At 37.6% G+C, this 21,691-nt stretch carries 15 protein-coding genes; 5 read left to right on the forward strand and 10 right to left on the reverse strand.

Going from position 1 to position 21,691, the window contains the following annotated elements:
- Positions 1-29: 29 nt before the first annotated feature.
- Positions 30-1,412, forward strand: a complete 1,383-nt coding sequence (psbC, locus tag FJR11_RS06350) for a photosystem II reaction center protein CP43 (protein ID WP_168502872.1) — start codon at positions 30-32, stop codon at positions 1,410-1,412.
- Between the two features lie 171 nt (positions 1,413-1,583).
- On the opposite strand, the gene FJR11_RS06355 is transcribed toward psbC, so the two are convergent.
- From FJR11_RS06355 to FJR11_RS06365, 3 genes are read right to left on the reverse strand one after another with little or no spacing between them, the layout of a single operon-like run.
- The gene (locus tag FJR11_RS06355; RefSeq protein ID WP_168502873.1) at positions 1,584-2,417 is read right to left on the reverse strand and encodes an SWIM zinc finger family protein; all 834 of its coding nucleotides are present in this window, start codon (positions 2,415-2,417) and stop codon (positions 1,584-1,586) included.
- Between the two features lie 3 nt (positions 2,418-2,420).
- Positions 2,421-3,359: a DUF4351 domain-containing protein gene (locus FJR11_RS06360; protein ID WP_168502874.1), complete on the reverse strand. Its 939-nt coding sequence runs from the start codon at positions 3,357-3,359 to the stop codon at positions 2,421-2,423.
- Positions 3,360-3,365: 6 nt separating this feature from the next.
- Entirely contained in the window at positions 3,366-6,557 is a 3,192-nt protein-coding gene (locus tag FJR11_RS06365) for a DEAD/DEAH box helicase (protein ID WP_168502875.1), read from the reverse strand.
- Between the two features lie 431 nt (positions 6,558-6,988).
- Between FJR11_RS06365 and FJR11_RS06370 the strand changes: the two genes are divergently transcribed.
- Positions 6,989-9,145 carry a polyribonucleotide nucleotidyltransferase gene (locus FJR11_RS06370; RefSeq protein ID WP_168502876.1) on the forward strand — a complete coding sequence of 719 codons (2,157 nt, stop codon included), beginning with the start codon at positions 6,989-6,991 and terminating at the stop codon, positions 9,143-9,145.
- Between the two features lie 179 nt (positions 9,146-9,324).
- Here FJR11_RS06370 and FJR11_RS06375 read toward each other — a convergent pair whose 3' ends face one another.
- The 3 genes from FJR11_RS06375 to FJR11_RS06385 all read right to left on the reverse strand — a co-directional run bounded on the left by FJR11_RS06375 (position 9,325) and on the right by FJR11_RS06385 (position 15,487).
- The gene (locus FJR11_RS06375) at positions 9,325-12,237 is read right to left on the reverse strand and encodes a response regulator (RefSeq protein WP_168502877.1); all 2,913 of its coding nucleotides are present in this window, start codon (positions 12,235-12,237) and stop codon (positions 9,325-9,327) included.
- 50 nt (positions 12,238-12,287) lie between these two features.
- Positions 12,288-14,927 carry a methyl-accepting chemotaxis protein gene (locus FJR11_RS06380; RefSeq protein ID WP_168502878.1) on the reverse strand — a complete coding sequence of 880 codons (2,640 nt, stop codon included), beginning with the start codon at positions 14,925-14,927 and terminating at the stop codon, positions 12,288-12,290.
- Positions 14,928-14,989: 62 nt separating this feature from the next.
- The gene (locus FJR11_RS06385) at positions 14,990-15,487 is read right to left on the reverse strand and encodes a chemotaxis protein CheW (protein WP_168502879.1); all 498 of its coding nucleotides are present in this window, start codon (positions 15,485-15,487) and stop codon (positions 14,990-14,992) included.
- 356 nt (positions 15,488-15,843) lie between these two features.
- On the opposite strand from FJR11_RS06385, the gene FJR11_RS23505 reads away from it, so the two are divergent.
- The 3 genes from FJR11_RS23505 to FJR11_RS06395 are packed head-to-tail and all read left to right on the forward strand — an operon-like array spanning position 15,844 to position 17,817.
- Positions 15,844-16,773, forward strand: a complete 930-nt coding sequence (locus FJR11_RS23505) for a hypothetical protein (RefSeq protein ID WP_371417470.1) — start codon at positions 15,844-15,846, stop codon at positions 16,771-16,773.
- Positions 16,774-16,779: 6 nt separating this feature from the next.
- Positions 16,780-17,247: a Mu transposase C-terminal domain-containing protein gene (locus FJR11_RS23510; RefSeq protein ID WP_254444697.1), complete on the forward strand. Its 468-nt coding sequence runs from the start codon at positions 16,780-16,782 to the stop codon at positions 17,245-17,247.
- 3 nt (positions 17,248-17,250) lie between these two features.
- A complete protein-coding gene (locus FJR11_RS06395; protein WP_254444698.1) occupies positions 17,251-17,817 on the forward strand; it encodes a TniB family NTP-binding protein in 567 nt (188 codons plus the stop codon).
- Here the strand turns inward: FJR11_RS06395 and FJR11_RS06400 are convergent.
- The 4 genes from FJR11_RS06400 to FJR11_RS06415 all read right to left on the reverse strand — a co-directional run bounded on the left by FJR11_RS06400 (position 17,801) and on the right by FJR11_RS06415 (position 21,604).
- A complete protein-coding gene (locus FJR11_RS06400; protein ID WP_168502880.1) occupies positions 17,801-19,303 on the reverse strand; it encodes a P-loop ATPase, Sll1717 family in 1,503 nt (500 codons plus the stop codon). The genes FJR11_RS06395 and FJR11_RS06400 overlap by 17 nt on opposite strands.
- Positions 19,304-19,313: 10 nt before the next feature.
- Positions 19,314-20,699 carry a KGGVGR-motif variant AAA ATPase gene (locus tag FJR11_RS06405; protein ID WP_168502881.1) on the reverse strand — a complete coding sequence of 462 codons (1,386 nt, stop codon included), beginning with the start codon at positions 20,697-20,699 and terminating at the stop codon, positions 19,314-19,316.
- Positions 20,700-20,705: 6 nt separating this feature from the next.
- The gene (locus FJR11_RS06410) at positions 20,706-21,137 is read right to left on the reverse strand and encodes a HEPN domain-containing protein (RefSeq protein ID WP_168502882.1); all 432 of its coding nucleotides are present in this window, start codon (positions 21,135-21,137) and stop codon (positions 20,706-20,708) included.
- A gap of 158 nt (positions 21,138-21,295) precedes the next feature.
- Positions 21,296-21,604 (reverse strand): hypothetical protein, encoded by a 309-nt coding sequence (locus FJR11_RS06415; RefSeq protein ID WP_174762952.1) that lies wholly within the window; start codon positions 21,602-21,604, stop codon positions 21,296-21,298.
- Positions 21,605-21,691 lie beyond the last annotated feature (87 nt).

Raw genomic sequence — 21,691 nt, forward strand, 5'->3', positions numbered from 1 at the left:
GTTCGTATTCCCAGAGGAGGTACTCCCACGTGGTAACGCTCTCTAATAGAGTTATTAGTGGTGGACGCGACCAAGAATCCAGCGGTTTCGCTTGGTGGTCTGGCAACGCCCGTTTAATCAATTTATCTGGTAAACTACTTGGCGCTCACGTTGCCCATGCTGGTTTAATTGTCTTCTGGGCTGGGGCAATGACTTTGTTTGAAGTGTCTCACTTCGTCCCAGAAAAGCCTATGTACGAACAAGGCTTAATTCTTCTCCCTCACATCGCCACCCTCGGTTGGGGCGTTGGTGCAGGTGGTGAAGTTCTTGATACCTTCCCCTATTTTGTTGTGGGTGTACTTCACCTAATTTCCTCCGCAGTTCTAGGCTTTGGCGGTATTTATCATGCCGTTCGTGGTCCTGAAACCTTAGAAGAATATTCTTCTTTCTTCGGTTATGACTGGAAAGACAAGAACAAGATGACCAACATCATCGGCTTCCACCTGATCATCTTAGGATGTGGGGCGTTGTTGTTGGTACTGAAGGCTATGTTCTTCGGTGGAGTTTATGATACATGGGCTCCCGGTGGTGGTGATGTGCGTGTGATTACTAATCCCACACTGAACCCCGCGATCATCTTCGGTTATCTCGTCAAATCTCCCTTCGGTGGCGAAGGCTGGATTGTGAGCGTTGATAACATGGAAGACCTGATTGGTGGTCACATCTGGATTGCATTAATTTGTATTTCTGGTGGTATCTGGCACATCTTTACCAAGCCTTTCGCTTGGGCGCGTCGTGCTTTCATCTGGTCTGGTGAAGCTTACCTTTCCTATAGCTTGGGCGCTCTTTCCTTGATGGGCTTTATTGCTTCCATCATGGTTTGGTACAACAACACCGCATACCCCAGCGAATTCTTTGGCCCTACTGGTCCTGAAGCTTCTCAAGCGCAAGCTTTAACCTTCTTGATTCGTGACCAACGTTTAGGTGCTAACGTTGGTTCTGCTCAAGGTCCTACCGGTCTAGGTAAATACTTGATGCGCTCTCCTAGTGGTGAAATCATCTTCGGTGGTGAAACCATGCGCTTCTGGGATTTCCGTGGTCCTTGGTTAGAGCCTCTTCGTGGTCCTAACGGTCTTGATCTGGAAAAAATCAAGAATGATATTCAACCTTGGCAAGCTCGTCGGGCGGCTGAATACATGACACACGCTCCTCTGGGTTCTTTGAACTCTGTGGGTGGTGTAGCTACTGAAATTAACTCCTTTAACTACGTGTCTCCTAGAGCTTGGTTAGCTTGCTCACACTTCGTTTTAGGATTCTTCTTCCTCATTGGTCACTTGTGGCACGCAGGCCGCGCCCGTGCTGCTGCTGGTGGTTTTGAGAAAGGTATTAACCGCGAGACAGAACCAGTAATGTTTATGCCTGACCTCGACTAGGTTGTTCTTAGCTTGATTTCATTACTGACAATATAATGCTTTTTATAGCTCTTGCTTTTACAGCAAGGGCTTTTTTATGGTTTGTTTACCTTTGGATGTGACACAATTGAATTTATAAAACAGAAGTGCCTCAGTCCTTTTGAGGATCATAAATATGACCCCATAAAAGTTTCATCCCCCCACATTCATCGCTGCTAAAAAAGCCTTTTGACTCACATCTTGATAAATTGCTTGCAAATATTTCATCACCAAATCACCAGCAGGGGAATTAGTTGTATTTTCCTCATCTTTCGCTAAAGGAATTGTCCCTAATACATCTAATACTGTGTCACTCACCGCAGGTGAAATTACTACTAAAGACGATTCTAATGGCTCATTATATTGCCAAAAATCAGCTATTTTAACGGGATATTGATTTTCGGAAACTTCTGGTTGAATTTCTGATATTTCCTGAATTGTCTCTACATTTTTAGTGCCACGTAATTGACGTAAATCGCTGATAATTTGCTCTCTTGTGCGTCCACGTAATTGAAATAACACAAAAGGATCTTCACTAAAGCGATCGCCTAATTGATAATATACCGCACCGATATGTTTACAAGGAACGGCTTTATCAGGACAAGAACATTTACTGTGAACATCAGTCAGAGTAAAGGGAAACAATGATAAACCATTACTGATAAAAACTTCTTCAATATTTTGTGGCATTTCCCCCGCTAATAATTTAGCCGCAAAAATCGCCTTTTGGGACATTGTTTCCACAACATAACCCCATTCTTCTTCACTAAAAGCATCAAGAGATAAAGAAACTTTATAAGGTTCTGCTTCACTACCTTGAACCCTCGCTAATACTTTCGCAGCTTTAAATTTAATACTCAGAACATTTCCCTGTCGAGAATAATTTCTAGCCCGTTCTAAGCGCTTTTTAAATCGGTAGGAATCTAGTAAATCGAGCCATCTTTGTGACCACCATTCCCGACTTGCTTGTAAGGTTTCGTTATTCATATATCAAAGATTATCTAACCAATTTTGCAAATCTTCCACAGTATCTAAATCAAATATTGCCTCTCCCAAAGCTTCAATGATTTCTATATTTAAACTTCTAATTTCGGTTTCTAATTCCATATCAATTTGTCCAAATTTCCTATTAATTTGACGGAGAATTAAATTTTTTTCTCTTTCAATTCCTCTTTCAATTCCTCTTTCAATTCCCTTTTCAATTCCTTCTTCCATCCAACTGGTGACAATTTGCATAACTTCCTCCTTTTCTTCTTTAATTAATGTGCCTATTTCTGTTTGAAATTTCTCTTTTTCTATTTTATTCAATCTCAAATATGTGTCAATGAAACCTGATATTAATTGCATTTTGGCCGGATTTAATTTTAAGGTGACTAATAACCTTAAACATTCTGCTTTGACTTTTGGCCTATCTTCTGGTGCTATGCTCATTTTTGACATCAAAGCCGATGCAACCGGATTTTGACGGGCTAAAAAGTCTCGCCAGTTGAGTTGATTCAGTTGCACTACTTGATAATTAAATTTTAGCACTTGAAAATCAGGAAAGTTGATTTGATAGTTATTCACGGCTACGGTTTTGGGTGAGTCGTAGGAAAATATAACTATGGGATATATTGGCAAGTCCAATTTTTCATCTAATCTGGCAAAATAACGAAACATTCTTTGATTAAATTTCGATCTTGCACCTGATTCGGCTTCAATATGAATCACAAAATAAGAAGGTTGACCTAAAAATTTAACTTTGGCTATTAAGTCGGTTTCATATTTGTCTCCTGCGGTAACATCAGTAAATATTTCTTTGTCTAAGAATATAATTGATTCAGTGTCTATATATTCAAGAACTTGAGGAAAGAATAATTCTATAAATTCTATGAAAAAGGTTGATATTAGTTCTTTGAATAAGCGGTCATGGTCTATGTTTTCTGTCATATATTTTTAAACTTCATCTTCTTCAATAACAGCATTCCGATCTAATATTAATAAGTTGCGAAGTTGGTCTGTATCCATTTCTGTTAACCAATCTTCTCCCGCACCTACAACTTGTTCTGCTAGTTGTTTTTTACTTTCTATCATATCATTAATTTTTTCTTCTAATGTTCCAGTACAGACAAATTTATGGACTTGAACATTACGGGTTTGACCAATTCTAAATACTCGGTCTGTGGCTTGATTCTCAACTGCGGGATTCCACCATCTATCAAAGTGAAAGACATGATTTGCCCTAGTTAAATTTAAGCCGACACCACCAGCTTTTAAAGATAAAATCATAATTGGTGGTCCTTGGGGATCATTTTGGAATCTATCAATCATTTCTTCTCTTTGTTTTTTACTGGTACTACCATATAAAAAGAATATTTCCCGTCCTAGTAGTTTTTCTAAATGCGGTTTTAGTAATTTACCCCATTCAGCAAATTGTGTGAAAATTAAAGTGCGATCTCCTTCTGCTATCACCTCATCTAACATTTCTTCTAGTCGTTGTAATTTAGCTGAATGATGTTTTTCTAAAGTTGTTAATTTCAAATATTGGGACGGATGATTACAGATTTGTTTCAGCTTGACTAATAACCCTAAAATCATCCCTCGACGTTGTAAACCTTCGGCAGATTCAATTTCTACTAAAGATTCATCTACTAATTGTTGATACAGTGTGGCTTGTTCGGCAGTTAATCCACAAAAAACAGTCATTTCTTGCTTTTCTGGCAAGTCTTGAATAATGTCTTTATCACTTTTTAACCGTCGCAGAATAAAAGGTTGAACTAAAGAACGTAATTGATTTAAAGAAGCAGTATCACCATATTTTTCAATGGGCATAGCAAACCGTCTTTGGAAAAATTGTTTATTCCCTAAATAACCGGGATTCAGAAAATCTAAAATAGACCATAATTCTTGTAATCTATTTTCTACAGGTGTTCCTGTTAAGGCTATCCGAAATGTGGTTTCTAATTGTCGGACTGCTTGTGATTGTTTTGCTTCTGAATTCTTAACATTTTGGGCTTCGTCTAAAACAATTATCTGCCATTCAATTGTTTTTAATAATTTAATATCGCGGTGAATCAGTGCATAGCTAGTAATTACTATATCGTGTTTATTAACTGCTTCGGTAAATGCTTTACCTTTGGGGCGTTTATCACCGTGGTATTCTAAAACTTTAAGAGTAGGAGCAAATTTTTTGACTTCTTTTTGCCAATTGCCCATAACCGAAGTCGGACAAACTAAAAGCGTCGGTTTTTCTAATGCGTTTTGTTCTTGGAGATGAAGTAGGAAAACTATAAACTGCACGGACTTACCTAATCCCATATCATCCGCTAAACAAGCGCCCAAACCCCATCTTTCTAAAAACGCTAACCAAGCTACACCACGTTCTTGATAAGGTCTTAATTGTCCGGTAAAATTGCCAGGAGTTGGTAAAGTTTGAATTTCTTGATTATTAGTTAATGTGCCAATTAATTCTTCCAATGCACCGGAAGCTTCAAAACTGACAACGGGTAATTTTTCAATTACTTGGGTATCTCCTTTGCTAATGCGTAAAGCATCTTCTAAGGAAAGAGACATTTGTTCTTTACGAGAACTAAAAAAGTTTTGGGCAGTTTTAATATCTTGGGGACGCAATTCTACCCATTCACCATTAATTTCGACTAAAGGACTATTTAATTTTACCAGTTTATCAAATTGAACTTTAGAAATTGTTTGTCCCCCAATTGCCAAATGCCATTGGAAGTTTAATAAACTTTGTAAACCCAAACGCCCTGATTTTTGTTGAGGAGTTTCGGCACTAATTTTTAACCCTAAACGATTTGCCCACCCTTCCCGATTTGCTAAACTAGGAGGTAAAATTACTCCTAAACCGCTATCTTCAAATTTCCAAGTTACAGCTTTGATAAATTCATAAGCTTCCATGGGGGTGAGGTGACAAAATTCGGGAGATGCGGTTTCTAAACTAGGGGTAATTATCGGATACAATCGAGAAGCTAAACCCAAACCTCGCAAAAAAGTTTCTTGAGGTTTTTCAATCGTGCGATTTTGATAAACTAATTTTTCTACAGGTTGATGCCAAATTGTCGCTGCGTCTATTAACAATTCTGGGTTATCTGCGGCTTGGAGAAAATATTTTAAAGTCCAATGTGGTTCTTGATTTTCTGGAGGAAGCAATTGAAAACAAGTTCTAAATAAAGCTTGGCCTGTAAGTTGATATTGTAAGGGTAAAGTCCAAGCTTTTAATGTAGTTTCTAAACGTTCTCCCCCTGCGGCATCAATTGTATTAGTTGAATTAATTAATCCTTGTAACCATTGCTGTAATACCACAGGTAAAGACATCATGATTCTAGGTTCAAGCGGAGATTGAGAACCAACCATTAACCGTAATTGATTATCTGTAATGTTATTGAGGAATGATAATATTAATTCTTGAGGTAATAATGGTAAATCAATTGCTATATTTTCGGTGGTTTGTTGATATGTCCGACAAGCTAAGGGCATTTGTGCAGCGAATTTTTCTAACCTAGTGACATCTACAGCACTATCTAGAAGTACCTGCCATTTTGCAATTACATTACTATCTTGTTTTTCAACAGTTGGTAAAAATTTACAACGAGAAATTAAATCTAAATGCCATCTGTAAATATGTACCCAAAAATGAATATCTGCTCCTAATAAAGCCGCTTTACTATCAGTTGCACTCAGGGGTAAAGATGAGAGAAATTTAATTGCTAATGCTGGAGTGAGACAAAAACCATCTATTCTCCAAGGGTGTAAATATTGTGAAGATGGAGAATCTATATCTATGCTGACAGAATGAACTGGGGAAATTGTGGTTAACCCTGATTTATTATCTGCTAAAAAATAAGTTGGCAAAGAAATTATTTGTGAATGGGTAGGTAACTTGATTGCCGTTGGTGCTTTACTTTTAATTCTTTGTTTAGTAGTAGGAGATGCTTGAATTAAATTAGTAATTGATAAATTGGATGCGTCTAACCATTCATTTAATTCCCCTAACGTCATTGCCAATGGATGTGAAATGATTTCATTAGATACTTCAGTATTTACCTGTGAAGAACGCCAAGTTTCTCCCCAAATAAAGAAATAACTATTTTGATGATTTATAACCCAAGTTCCGTGTAAAATTGCCATACTTAAATAGACTAATTATTTATTTTATAAATTGCGATAGGAATCCTAAATAAAATGCAATAATCTGTTATTTCTCCATCTCTGTTACCTCTGTGCCTGGAGTGGTTTGTTAAAAAATAAAATCTATTGTTCACAGTTAAGAGACTATAGATAAGAATCTTATTTATTGTACAACTTTATTCACATGGTAAAGCATCGGGCAATTTTTAGGAGATGTGATACAGTTAATCACCTCTTAATTGATTGATGAACTATGATGAAATCGTTCAGCAAAAATAGAACTTAGGTAACAAACCCAGATATGAACCCTGTTGTACAGCTAACTGGGGGAATTTTGTTTTATGTTTGTTCATTACAGAAGCCGTCTAGACTGCATAAATGTTAGGATTGCCACAGAGTGAGAATCGCGTAAGAGAAGGAAAAAAAACTGAATGGCAGAATTTGAAAAGTCAATATCCTTTGATGGACGGGATATTCGACTAACGGTTGGCCTACTAGCCCCCCAAGCAGGTGGGTCGGTTTTGATACAATCAGGAGATACAACTGTTTTAGTAACGGCTACAAGGTCAGCAGCGCGGGAAGGCATTGATTTTTTGCCACTGACCGTAGATTACGAAGAAAGATTGTATGCAGCGGGAAGAATTCCTGGGGGAATTATGCGCCGGGAAGGTCGTCCACCGGAAAAGGCAATTCTTGCTAGTCGTCTGATTGACCGTCCACTCCGTCCTTTATTCCCTTCATGGTTGCGGGATGATTTGCAAGTTGTGGCAATAACTATGTCAATGGATGAGCAAGTCCCCCCTGATGTGTTAGCAGTAACAGGTGCTTCAATTGCTACCCTCATTGCCCAAATTCCTTTTAATGGACCAATGGCCGCAGTGAGAGTGGGCTTAGTGGGTGATGATTTTATTATTAATCCTACCTACGCAGAAATTGCAGCGGGAGATTTGGATTTAATTGTCGCTGGTTCACCAGATGGGGTGATCATGGTGGAAGCGGGTGCAAATCAGTTGCCAGAGCGAGATATTATTGAAGCGATTGATTTTGGCTATGAAGCAGTTCGGGATTTAATTCAAGCCCAGTTAGATTTGCTGGATGAATTAGGTATAAAACTTGTGCAAGAAGCACCACCAGAAGTAGATCAGACCTTAGAAAACTATATCCGCGATCGCGCTAATGATGAGATCAAAAAAATCTTAGCGCAATTTGAGTTAACTAAAACTGATCGTGATATTGCTTTGGATGCAGTTAAAGATAGTATCGCGGCTGAAATCAAAGCTTTACCAGAAGAAGACCCTATTCGCATCGCCGCCACAGCAAATTCTAAAGCTCTTGGCAATACATTTAAAAGTATTACCAAATACTTTATGCGCCGTCAAATTGTCGAAGATAATGTCCGCGTTGATGGTCGCAAACTTGATGAAGTTCGCCCTATATCTTGTCGAGTTGGCATCATACCCAAACGAGTCCATGGCAGCGGTTTATTTAACCGGGGACTGACTCAGGTACTATCAATGTGTACCCTTGGTACTCCCGGAGATGCCCAAAATCTCAATGACGACTTGCAACTAGAACAAACCAAGCGTTATCTGCATCACTATAACTTCCCTCCCTTCTCCGTCGGCGAAACCAAACCATTACGCGCCCCTGGTAGACGGGAAATCGGACATGGTGCATTAGCGGAACGGGCATTGTTACCTGTACTACCACCCAAGGATAAATTTCCCTACGTCATTCGCGTAGTTTCGGAAGTGCTGTCTTCCAATGGTTCTACTTCAATGGGTTCAGTTTGCGGTTCTAGTCTATCCCTGATGGATGCCGGTGTACCCATTACCAAACCCGTGAGTGGTGCGGCAATGGGCTTGATTAAGGAAGGGGACGAAGTGCGAATCCTTACCGATATTCAAGGCATTGAAGACTTTTTAGGTGACATGGACTTCAAAGTTGCTGGTACAGATACGGGGATTACCGCTTTGCAAATGGATATGAAAATATCTGGTTTGCCTTTAGAAGTAATTGCCCAAGCTGTCAACCAAGCCAAACCTGCCCGGTTGCACATTCTGGAAAAAATGCTCCAGACTATTGACACCCCCAGGGAAGAAACTTCACCCTTTGCCCCACGTCTGTTAACGATTAAGATTGATCCTGACATGATTGGTCTAGTCATTGGGCCTGGTGGTAAAACCATTAAGGGTATCACTGAAGAAACCGGTGCAAAAATTGACATCCAAGATGATGGTACTGTCACTATTTCCGCAGTTGATGAAAACCGAGCTAAGAGAGCGCGGAACATCGTTCAAGGCATGACTCGTAAGCTTCATGAAGGCGATGTTTACATCGGTCGTGTGACTCGGATTATACCCATTGGTGCTTTTGTGGAATTCTTGCCCGGTAAAGAAGGCATGATTCACATTTCTCAACTCGCTGACTACCGCGTTGGTAAGGTTGAAGATGAGGTAGCTGTTGGTGATGAGGTGATTGTCAAGGTGCGAGAAATTGACAATAAGGGTCGAATTAACCTCACCCGTTTGGGTATTCACCCAGATCAAGCAGCAGCAGCACGAGAAGCGGCCGCAGTGAACCATTAAATCGCTGGTTGGATTTTAGATTTTAGATTACGGGTCAATCGCAAATCTAAAATCCGCGATGCCTTGTTAGTAGGCATCGCTGTCGAATTTTTATCATGTCTGTAATGCCCTAAAGCTCTTTTTTATCTAACCGCAGAGGCGCAGAGGACGCAGAGAGAAGAAAAAATAATTAACTAAACTTATACTATTGGTGCGACTTGAAAAATTATCTCCTCTAATTTCCGTAATAATTCTTGCTCATTGTAAGGCTTAGAAAAATAAGCTTTTGCCCCTAGCTGCATGGCTAATTGACGGTGTTTACTGCTACTACGAGAAGTTAACATTGCTACAGGAATATTTCTGAATTCTGCATTAGCGTTGACGCGCTCTAAAAAGCTATAACCATCAACCCGTGGCATTTCAATATCACAAATGACAGCTTGGACTTGTAAACCACTTTCCAGCTTTTCTAAAGCGTCTTGACCATCTTTGGCCTGTTCTACTTGATATCCACCTTTTTCTAGAGTTAGGGCTAAGTAACGCCGCACATTAATTGAATCATCAACAATTAAAATTATGCCTTTTTGGCGCGTAGGTTGGATTGGAGTTGGAACTTTTGGTGGTTTTAGGAAAGCGGTTTGTAATCTGGTTATTGGTAACTTATTGCTAACATGAGGACGTTCACCAGTAGTAATCCACAATACTAAATCATTGGTATTAACCAAGGGAACTACTCGACCATCACCAAGAATTGTACAGTTATTAAAACCGCTAGGTAGAGGAATATTACCTTCTACTTGACGAATAGCTACTTCCTGTTCACCCCAACAGCGTTCTACTTGAACTGCTATTTGTTGATGATCATGTTTGACTATCAATACACTTGTAGCATTAATTATGGGCAGAGTTTCTAATTCCAAGTTATTGTAGCGAGAGCAATTAAACTCAAAGTAACTATTTAAACGCAACAATGGTAATTGAATATCTTGCCAATTAATAAATTCTTTACCATCTTGGGAAAAGATTTGCTCATTTTCTAGTAAGAAAATTTCCTCTACTACATCTGTGGAAAATGCTAACACTAAGCGATCGCTTTCTACTAATAAGACTCGCGCTACTGACAAGGTAAATGGTACTGATAAAGTAAAGGTTGTCCCCACTCCTGTTTGGGTATCAACATTCACATCTCCCCGCGCCAGCTTGAGGTTATTTCGGACTACATCCATTCCCACCCCTCGACCAGATAAAGCTGTTACCTGTTCCGAGGTACTAAACCCAGGTTCAAAAATTAATGATAGTAGTTCCTCTTCACTTGCACTCGCTAATAAAGAATCATCCAAACCCATTATTAAAGCCCGATGACGAATTTTTTCTAAAGAAATACCTTGACCATCATCACGGATAGTAATAATCGTGCGATTACTATGGTAAGCTGCCTTCATTTCAATCAACCCTTGTTCGGATTTTCCTTGATTTTTACGGGTAGCAGGATCTTCAATTCCATGATCAAAAGCATTGCGTAATAAGTGCATTAAAGGCTCATTTAAAGCTTCCAAAATGCTCCTTTCAATTAAAGTATTACCACCTTCAATTTTTAACTGCACATTTTTTCCATACTCTACATTTAAATCTCTAATTGCTCTAGGAAAACGTTCCACTAAATCGGAAAAAGGACGCATCCTCACTTGGGTTAATTGTCTTTGTAATTGTTTAGAAGTTTTATTCAGTTTCCGCGCTATTTGGTCTGTATCATCAACACTTAATTGAATATCACTGGTAACTTCTGCAACTTGCACGATAGTTTCCATGACATTCTGAGATAACAAATTTAATTTTTGATAGCCATCCTGGTCTAAAACATTATTTTCTGTGTCTTGATTACCATGATTAGTTGACTCCTCCGCAAGATGATTATGAATGATCATTTTTGCATAAGCTGTCCGCAGTTCTTGATTTTCTTGATCAAGAATTTGGACTCGTTGACTGAGACTACGAACTAATTTACGTAATCTTTCCATTTGGACATTCAACCCATTTCGTTGAATAATAACTTCCCCAAATAAATCATTAATTTTTTCTAGATGTTTACTAGGGACTCTAACTGTATTTTCCTGATTTTCTCGTTCTTTAGGAAGTGAATTAAGATCGCTTTTACGTTCAGTATATTTATAATCTATGGGCAGATTCTCTGAAGCCAATACTTTATCAGGATTGATTTCTGGAGATAATTCAACATTTTCTAATAATTGAAAATCAGAAATAACTGCTTTATTCAACAAATTATCTTGCCGATTTGATAAGGTATCTGTATAATTGTTAGCATGATGATCATTAATAACTTCACCAAGATCAATTTTAGTTGGTAAACTATCTTGTTGATTACTTAATAGTAAAGCTTGAGATTGCCTCCATGCTTTTAATGCTAAATCGGCAATTTCCACACAACGATCAGGAGAAGTTTCTAGGTAATGACTAACTGATTGACATAGTTTGGTAAATGCTGTTAATTGGAGCATTTCTCCTAATCCACCTAGCTCAGTAGACATGATCACCAATTCTGCTCTTAATCCTGATTTATTACTATTTTTTAATCGAGCTTCGAGATGTTGTAAATACTCTTCAACTTCCGTTTCAAACAATAAAGGAATAATTTCTTGCCCATCTTCTGATGATAGCAAAGTTGTAATATCTTCTGGAGAAGGTTCACCTAAACGCTCATAAAGTTCATCAAAAATTGGGTAACAAGATTTTCTTAACCAACTAGTATCGAGATCATTACCTTTTGCAAGTAATTCCACAATCTGCCGTAGCCAATCAACACCCGATAGTAATAAACTTTGTAAATGAGTATCAAGTTCTAAGGAATCTTTCTGAGTCTTTAAAACTTTAAAAGCATCTTCCAATCTATGAGCTAAATCACTTAATACACGAAATCCCATCATAGCCGCTCCACCTTTAATAGAATGGGCGGCTCGCATTGCAGCATTAATATGTTCTAATTCAATTCGTTTACTGGTGTCAATTTCCAGTAATATCCCCTCTAAAGTATTGAGATAATCAGTGGCTTCTTCCAGAAATTGCATCTGGATTTCTAATTCTTTATCTTTAGTCATTAGTCATTAGTCCTTAGTTATTAGTTATTAATTCAGAACAAATGAGGATATCAAGTAGGAGGGAAAGTCTCAATAGTCTCTTTTAACTCCTGAGAAATAGCTACTGCTTTTTGTACAGATTGGGAAAGTTGACGAGCATTATCACTACTACGGGCTGATATATTAGTAATATCCTGAATAGTTTGACTAACAATTTGTGATGTTTGCACTTGAGATGTAGTCGCAATTAAAATTGACTGCACTAAAGTATCTATTTGTTGTGATATATCAACAATTTGCTGTAAACCATGCTTGGCATTTTCGATAATATGGCTGCTTTCGACGACTTGATTATTTCCCATGATCATCGTTTGTAATACCTCACCAGTTTCTCGTTGAATTTTGGCAATTATTTCCTCAATTTCTTGAGTTGCGGTGGCACTTCTGGCTGCTAATTCTCCTACTTCTTCAGCTACTACCGCAAAACCTTGACCCTCTTCCCCAGCTCTTGCCGCTTCAATACCCGCATTAATTGCTAATAAATTAGTTTGCATAGCAATTTGATTAATTACAGAAACTACACGGGAAATCTGTTGAGAAGATTCTCCTAAACGTCTGATTTTTTTAGCTATTTCATCAACTGTTTCTTGGACAAAGAAAATATTTTGCAATGTTAAATCCATCGCTTCTCCAGTTTTAGTAGCTGTATGGTTAGTATCATTAACAATGCTAACAGCCTGCTGTGCTATATCAGCTATAGATTGAATAGCAATAGTCATATTGTTAATAGTTTCTAAGCTCCGGTTTATTTGTTCGGGTTCTATCACTGCTTCTACTGTGAATTTTTCTAAAGATAAATGCACTTCACTAACAGTTTCTTGAATTTGGTTAACAATTTGCTGAAGACTATTCTGAAAATCTTGCAATTCTCCAGTATCTTGATGATTATTTAATTTACTATTCGCCTTTAATTTTTTGATCTCTATCACTAGATGAGATTGTTCTATAGCATAGCCAATTTGTGCAGCCACCTGTGTCAATAAATTAATTTCTCTAGGTTGCCAAATATGGGAATTACGGCAATGATGAGTAATCAAGAAACCTTGAATTTCCCCATGAGTAAAAATTGGTACAGTTAAACTACTTTGCACAGAAAATTGCTTTAACCATTCAATGTAACTAGGAGCTAAATTTGGCGATTCTTCAATATTTGATATAGCCTCTAATCCACCATTTTGGATGAGTTCTTGCCAATGAGAGTTATTGTTATATACTTTCAGAATTTTTTGCCAATCACCGGTGACTGATTCAGCAATTATTTTTCCTGTTTGCGTTTTACGATGCCGTTTATAAATGATGATTCTGTCTGTTTTTAAAACTTGACTAACTTCGGAAATTGCTGTTTGATAAATATATTCAGGCTGAAGATTTAGACGAATTTTTTTGGTAATATCTATCAGTAATTGTAGCCATTCAATTTCTATGTCTTGATGTTCTTTCTTGTTGGCTGCACTCAGGTATATTTGCTCTTGGCTACCCTTGGCTTCTGCTATAGATGTATTAATATTAACAATTTTGGCATGAATGCGCTGGCTTAACCAAGCTACAAACAACGTCATTAATAATGCAATTAGTGGTGTTGTACTTGCAATTAATGTCAAAAATTCTCTTTGTGGTTTAAAGGCAATTGCTGTATCTTTAGCGATAATTAACTGCCAATTGATATCTGGTAAACTGGATAATTTTCGGAATGGTACATAACTAATTAGTTGCTGCTTTTTCTCATTTTTAGTAATGGTTGTAAATGTGTCAATATCTTTAGCACTTAAAACATTAGCTAAGTTAGGATATATACCGATGGCTTCTTGACTAACTAATTCCTGATGAGAACTGATTAAAATCTTCCCTGTTTCATCTAAAAAATAATATTGATTAGGATCATTAGGATCATCTATATAACCTTTTACCACTTCTCCTAAAGCTTTTAAAGGCATACGGGTTCTGACTATACCAATAGTATTACCCTGACTTATATCCTTAATTGGTGCAGCTATATAAATCACTGTGCCTATATTTTTAACCATTTCTGGTTGACTAATAATAGGAATATTTTTTTGAATTACCTTTTGAAAATAGGTAAGTTGTTTTTCCGGACTTAAAGATTCTCCTTTTGATTGAATAATTACTTGTCCATTAAGATCAAATACAGCCACACTATCATAAACTTTACCAGTTTTAATTAACCGATCTAAGGCAGCTTGTGTTTCGATATTAATTTTGCTGACATTAACCTTGCGTTTTTTGCTAGAATTTTCTGGTTCTGCTTTTTTACCTCCACTAGTTTGACTCAAAAATGATAAATTAGATAATACCTGAATATCACCATAGCGTTGGCCAATAAAATTATTAACTGTATCACTTAAACTAATTGCTTTCGTTTCTTGAGATGTAATAATTTGCTTAGTAATCAAATTGCTCCCAAAAATATAAGCAATCGCGCCAATTCCCAAAACTGGTAAAGTACCAATAGCTATGGACAAAATTATAGATTTTGTACTCAATTTAAACTGTTGTAAATATTTCACTCTATGATGCCAAGCTGTAGGATAATTAAAATTATCTCCTCTACTCTCAACAACTTTTGCTGGAGAAATCAAAGCTGCTTTTTTTTGAGAATCACCACTTTGTTTAATATCAGTTTTATTTAACATATACTCCTCACACTTTACCCATAAAATAACAAGGTTCAAACACTTTTTCTGAGTATTAATTATTAGTCAATACGGAGAATAGCCGACTGTAAAATATGTACTGCATCTAACACTAATAATATTTCTTCTTGTTGGACTACACAACCACATAAGTAAGGTACTAAACTAGATGCTACCTGCCCTACAGGAGAACGAACATCATCAGGAATAAACTTAGTTGTCCCTTTAATTTCTTGAACGACTAAACCTAAAATCATTGATTCTATTTGAATAACAATGATATTGTACTGACGCAACCGATGATCAAGACATTCTAAATTGAACATCTTCGGTAAATCAACTACCCAAATTATATGGCTGCGCCAATTCATTAATCCTAATATACAAGCAGGCATATTTGGAATAGCTGTAACCGATGTAACAGGTACAATAATTGCTTCTTGAGTATGAGTAATGGATAAAACAGCACCAGTTTGTTGATTGAGTTGAAATTTAAGATAGCCATCTTCTCTGCTGTTATGTATAGCTTGATGGTTAAAATCAATTTGCAATTTTTTCATGGGGCTGGATTATTAAAATTAATTAATTTTGGCTTGATGGAATAATTTCGATTTGGGAAATCAAAATTTTTATGCTAAAGCAGCATAAATTTATAGGTAATTTTTAATACAAAGTATTTGTTTTGAGGTGATCGTCAAACTCAACCAAGATTAACAGGTTAATTAAAGATTATCAAATTATTGGTCTTGAACAACCACAAATTCTTGATTTATCTATTTTTATTGGTAAAATTAAATACAATATATTATTTGTTTCTCCTATAAATTTAGTTGCTATTTATACAAGAAATGCAATACAAAACCTATAGGAGGCGGCTGAAAAACTAGCTGTATCAGTCCTAACAGTTCAGCGTTTGGTGAAAAAGTGGGAACAAGATGGTTTAGTCGGACTCACTCAAACGGGTAGGACTGATAAAGGAAAACATCGAATTGGTAAGTTTTGGGAGGATTTCATCGTCAAAACTCATAAGGAGGGTAATAAGGGAAGCAAACGCATGAGTCCTAAACAGGTTGCTATTAGGGTTCAGGCTAAAGCCCATGAATTGGGTGACTTAAAACCTCCTAATTACAGGACTGTTTTACGGGTATTAGCTCCTATATTGGAAAAACAAGAAAAAACTAAAAGTATCCGCAGTCCTGGTTGGAGAGGAACAACCCTTTCTGTTAAAACCCGCGAAGGGAAAGATTTATCTGTTGATTACAGTAACCATGTCTGGCAATGTGATAGCGAAGCGCTCCGTAGGAATCATACCCCTGCGGATGTGTTGTTAGTAGATCAGCATGGTGAACTTCTCAGTCGTCCCTGGCTAACGACTGTAATTGATACCTATTCTCGTTGCATTATGGGTATTAATTTAGGTTTTGATGCACCTAGTTCTGAGGTAGTAGCCTTAGCGTTACGCCATGCGATTTTACCCAAAAGGTATGGTTTAGAGTACAAACTGCATTGTGAGTGGGGAACTTACGGTAAGCCAGAACACTTTTATACTGATGGTGGTAAAGACTTTCGCTCTAACCACTTGAGTCAGATTGGAGCGCAATTGGGATTTGTCTGTCATTTACGCGATTCCTACGGAGCGCTTCGCTATCGCCCTTCCGAAGGTGGAATCGTTGAACGTCTTTTTAAGACATTGATTGATGCTCGAATGGGTGATCAAACTCGCTTTGGGCGTTGGGAAGCAGGATTACCTTCAGTACCAGTACCAATTGAAGAACGTGATTTAGATATCTGCCTCATGAAGCAGTCACGGCGAAGGGTGCAAAAAGGCGGGCATTTACAGTTTTAAAATTTAATGTATCGGGGGGAATATTTGGGAGGATATGATGGGGAAACCGTCAATTTAAGATTTAATCCCAGAGATATTACAACGGTGCTGGTTTATCACCAAGAGAACAGTCAAGAAGTTTTTCTGACTCGCGCTCATGCTCAAGGTTTGGAGACTGAGCAACTTTCATTAGATGAAGCTGAAGCTGCTAGTCGTAGACTGCGTAATTTGGGTAAAACTATTAGTAATCAAGCCTTATTGCAAGAAGTTCTTGAGCGTGATGCTCTGGTAGCAAATAAGAAAAGCCGTAAAGATCGTCAAAAATTGGAGCAAGAAATTTTGCGCTCTACTGCGGTAAATGATAGTAAAAATGAGTCTTTGGCATCTCCAGTTATGGAAGCAGAAGATGTGGAATCTACTACTCCGGTTCAATCTTCATCCCCGGAACTAGAGGTTTGGGACTATGAACAACTGCGTGAAGAATACGGATTTTAAACAATGACAGATGATGCACAAGCGATAGCGAAGCGCTGCTGCAAGCAGATCGCCAAGCAATTGGGTGGGGTAAAACCGGATGATGAGTGGTTGCAAGCTGAAATTGCTCGTCTCAAGAGTAAGAGTATTGTGCCGTTACAGCAGGTTATAACCTTGCATGATTGGTTAGATGGAAAGCGCAAAGCACGGCAATCCTGTCGAGTGGTTGGGGAATCGAGAACGGGCAAAACAGTTGCTTGTGATGCCTATCGGTATAGACAAAAGCCACAGCAGGAAGTGGGAAAAACACCAATTGTCCCTGTAGTGTATATTCAGCCCCCCCAAAAATGTGGTGCAAAGGATTTGTTTCAGGAGATTATTGAGTATCTCAAATTTAAGGCAACTAAGGGAACAGTCTCGGATTTTCGCGGTAGAACAATGGAGGTATTAAAAGGCTGTCGCGTAGAAATGATCATTATTGATGAAGCTGATCGCATCAAGCCTGAGACTTTTGCCGATGTACGCGATATTTATGACAAGTTGGGTATTCCTCTACCTGAGTTTCAATCTTATGCTACTTGGGACGTTTAAGCCCACCTTTCCGTTTAACTTTAAATCCATACATATATATTTCAGGCATATTAATTCTTCCATCAGAACGACTTTCTACAATTCCGAGTTGAAGTAAATATTTCAAAATTTCTTCAGGGTTAATTACAGGTGGTTGTTTTTCTGGTTTTTCGCTCCAGTTCGTAGATTCTACTGCTTCTAAAAACCTCTCTTTCTCTACTGGAACTACAAGTTCAGCTAAACTTGTTTTAAGAGATCCTAACCAAGGATACTCCTCTTGAGCTAATTCTTTAATTCGCGCTTCTGAAGTCTTCATTAAAGCTTCCTGTAAATCAGAGGGTTGCAAAAGTAGCATATTTTGTTCAACGGTTGAGTGTTGTTCTATTCTACTTTCTGCGGCTAAAACAAATAACTTGAGAAAAGAACGGGGTGCAATTCGACTACCAGCATCCTGGAGGTGATTGGGAATCCAGCGATAGGTAATTCCTTTTTTAGGAGCAGCCCCCATATACTTACCAATCATCCTTTCAATTAGTTCTTCAAATAATTTTTCATTTGATGTTACAGTCCAGCCCAAACCAGTTTTATTTTCAATAATTAACTCTGGAATAGTTTGCAAATATTCTGTCATTTCAGATCCAGAGTTTGCAAGTCGTTTTACCAAAAGTTGGTAAAGCCATGAAGTTTTCCATTCCAGTCGAATTTGATGTCCTTGCAGTTTAGAAGCATCAGGAAAATTCAAAAACTCCTCTCCAAATAGATCAGTACGCAAAAAGATTTTAGGTCGTATTCTGTCCCAACGTCGCCATCGATCAAGCCACAAAGCTAAAAGTTCACGAATTGGACTTGCTAAGGCAGTATAGGAAACCACTAATCGATCTAATTCATCATAAGTAACAAATAACCAATCATCTGTTTCAATAAGTTTTTGATCTAATTTATCTAAGACAGAATTTAATTTTTCAAGATTTTGATTGACGATAGGTTGCCAAGTTGATAAAAGAGATAAATTATCTCTCAGAAGATTGACTATTTCTGTCTCCATTTGTTCAAGCAGAAAATCTTTGAACTTGAAATCTTCTTGCTGTAATAACACGCCTAAAATTAAACCAATCCAGAAGCTACGCCATTCAATATTTGTAGCCTTATTCATTTGGCTTTCCACACTTTCTGGAGTGGGAAATCGCTTTTCTGCTTGGCGAATCCTTCCAAAACCTGCTATCCATGTTGTTTTACTCAAAGTGGGTAAGGATCTAATTCCCAAGCTTTCAACCAAAGCTTGTCTTCCTGAAGGAATTGCAAGCAACCGGAATAATTCTGTTTTTCCTACTCCTTTTCCTCCTAATATTAATAATATATTTGGTTCTAAAGCACGACGATAATCTGCTATGGGTAAAAAGTTTTTTAAGAAAATTTCATGATCATTACTTTCATGTTCAGCAATTCCTTCACCAGGGGCGATATTCTCTATTAATTCTAGTAATTTGTGTTTATTAATTTCAGACATAGGTTTTAATCTAATTATTTTTTTGAAATTCACGCCCAAAAAGATTACACAACTTTTCTGCAATCTCCTGATAATGAGAATTAGTCATGATTCCTACAAGGTCTGATAGTCGAGTGGATTCTTCTGGAGTTGAGTTGCGAGAAAATAGAGCTATGTCTCCCCGTAGACTCTCCTGATAAGGTACAACTAGAGGAAAAAATGGTGCTTCTCTATCGTTAGAATCAGGGACAGTTTCATCTACAGAGTAATAGTTTTCTTGAAAAAGGTCGTAGGCTTTTTCCCGAAATTCTCTCAATTCTATGTCTCTTCCTAAGATTCCGATTGCTGGAGCCATCGAATGTACAAGAACCAACGGTAAACGCTCATCAACTCCAGGACTTGCTAAATGTCGAATAACATGAGTTAGTCCAGCCCAACTTTGACGTGATTGAGTACCAAATATCACTGCTGCATGAGAGAGTTTAGCGATCGCTAATCCACCAATATCATGAAAACCAGCCCGCGCATCCATTAGAATAAAATCTAACTCTGTTGCTTCTCTATTTAATTCTTTTAACATACTTACCATTGTACTTTCCAGTTCACCATTTACAAGGTTCTGAAAGTCTAATCTAGCTAATTTTTCCAAATAATTTTTATCTACTGTTCCAGCCGGAAGTAATTGTATACCCTCACTATTATCTTCTAACAAAATTTGTTCATTAATGCTTTTCAAATGAGTACGCAGTTTCCAATCTTGTTCTTGAATTTTCTTTTCCAATAAATAATCAATCACACCTGGATTATTTGAGTTATCTGGTGAAAAAATTGTAGCCAATCCTGGCGCTTCTAAATCGAGATCAACAATAGCAACTAGATGACCATTACGGGCTAAAGTCAATGCAGTTGCAACGAGACTACTAGTTCGTCCCACACCTCCCTTAAAAGAGAAAAAAGATATGATCGCGGGTTTATATTTTTGATAAACTACTGTTTCTGGCCAAGGTGGTGTACCTACTTGATTACCTATCCATGCCTGTTTAGCAATATGGCGCTCAAGAATATACCAACGAGGCAAAACTGATTCATCATCCCCATGATCCCAAGATGCAGGACTTCTTTCAGCCTCGATACTTTTAATTAAAGCTTTGTAAGCGTCCTTGTCTCTTTTCGGCAACCAAATATCATTCCCATAATACTTTCCAAGTTTTGTAGATAAAAAGTTATTAAGGTCTGTGGTTTCTGATTCTTCAATGTTAGTAGTTTCTGATGGTTTTGGTTCAAGAAAAATTCTAATCTTTCCATTAACGTCACGAATAATAGTGATAGACTTAAGTTTAGGTATAAGTGTATCTACAATGATCTGTTCATTAAAGCATTCCTGCACTTTATCAAAGGTTTCACTAAAACTGATCATGATTTATTAAATATCTTTACTGGAAATTAAGCCATCTAACACTAATTTGGAGATTATTTCTCGGTAAATTTCTTCCGCACGTTGAACAGCAGATTGTACTTCAGCTTCAGTCCAATGTCCAGATTTGAAATATCTCCTAATTGGATGATTTTCAGCTAAAACAGTACCAGCTATTCGTGAAGCAGGGAGTTGTTTATCCAGAACGGGGTAGATAACCCGTAAGCGTTCCATTAACCTTCCATCAAGTTCGGAGAGGTCATGGTTATATTTTGTTGCTGCCTTTTGATCATGCTTAAAATATTGCTCTATAAGTACCTTAAATGAGCATTCTACGACATAACCTGCTAGATAAACGGCATTGTCCCACCGTTGCTCTCCCAAAAGAATTTGAGCATCCTGTAAATGTCTGCCTGCTGAATTAGAAAATGAGTCTTGCATTTTTTACCACAAATTGCTGTATAATGGTCACAATTTTTCAAAACCTAACCTAAAATATATCATTAACAATACCTTAGCCAAATTACGAGGGTGAGATAATGCTTTAACCATGAACTCCCGTTTCTCGCTAGGCTTATTATGAAAGATTCAATGATTGATTAGTGGCTAAAATTACTGAGATTATCCCTTAATTGTTGATGCACGCGAACTGCTTGCAGCAGCGCTTCGCTATCGCACCAAAAAGGAATCACAGTTTGTCCCTCACAAAGTGCCTCTAAAGCCGCTTGCTGGTCAAACTCCGCCAGTTGCAAAGGTTGTTCAGGCGATTTTGAAGGTAAAAACATCAACCGCTTCATCTTATCTTCAGTAACAGACTCCTCAAATAGCCAAGGCTCTCTTTTACGCAAAGTTTCCAAAGCTACATGACACATTTCAAAGTTTAAACCAATTGACAGAAAATGCTCCATGAATGAAAAAGCTTGAAATTGAGACTATTTTTGGGTTTAGTAACTACTAAAAAATTTAGGGGGGTTGAAAGCAAGTCCTTTTATCCG

The organism is Anabaena sp. UHCC 0187 (assembly GCF_009712035.1).
GTDB lineage: Bacteria > Cyanobacteriota > Cyanobacteriia > Cyanobacteriales > Nostocaceae > Dolichospermum.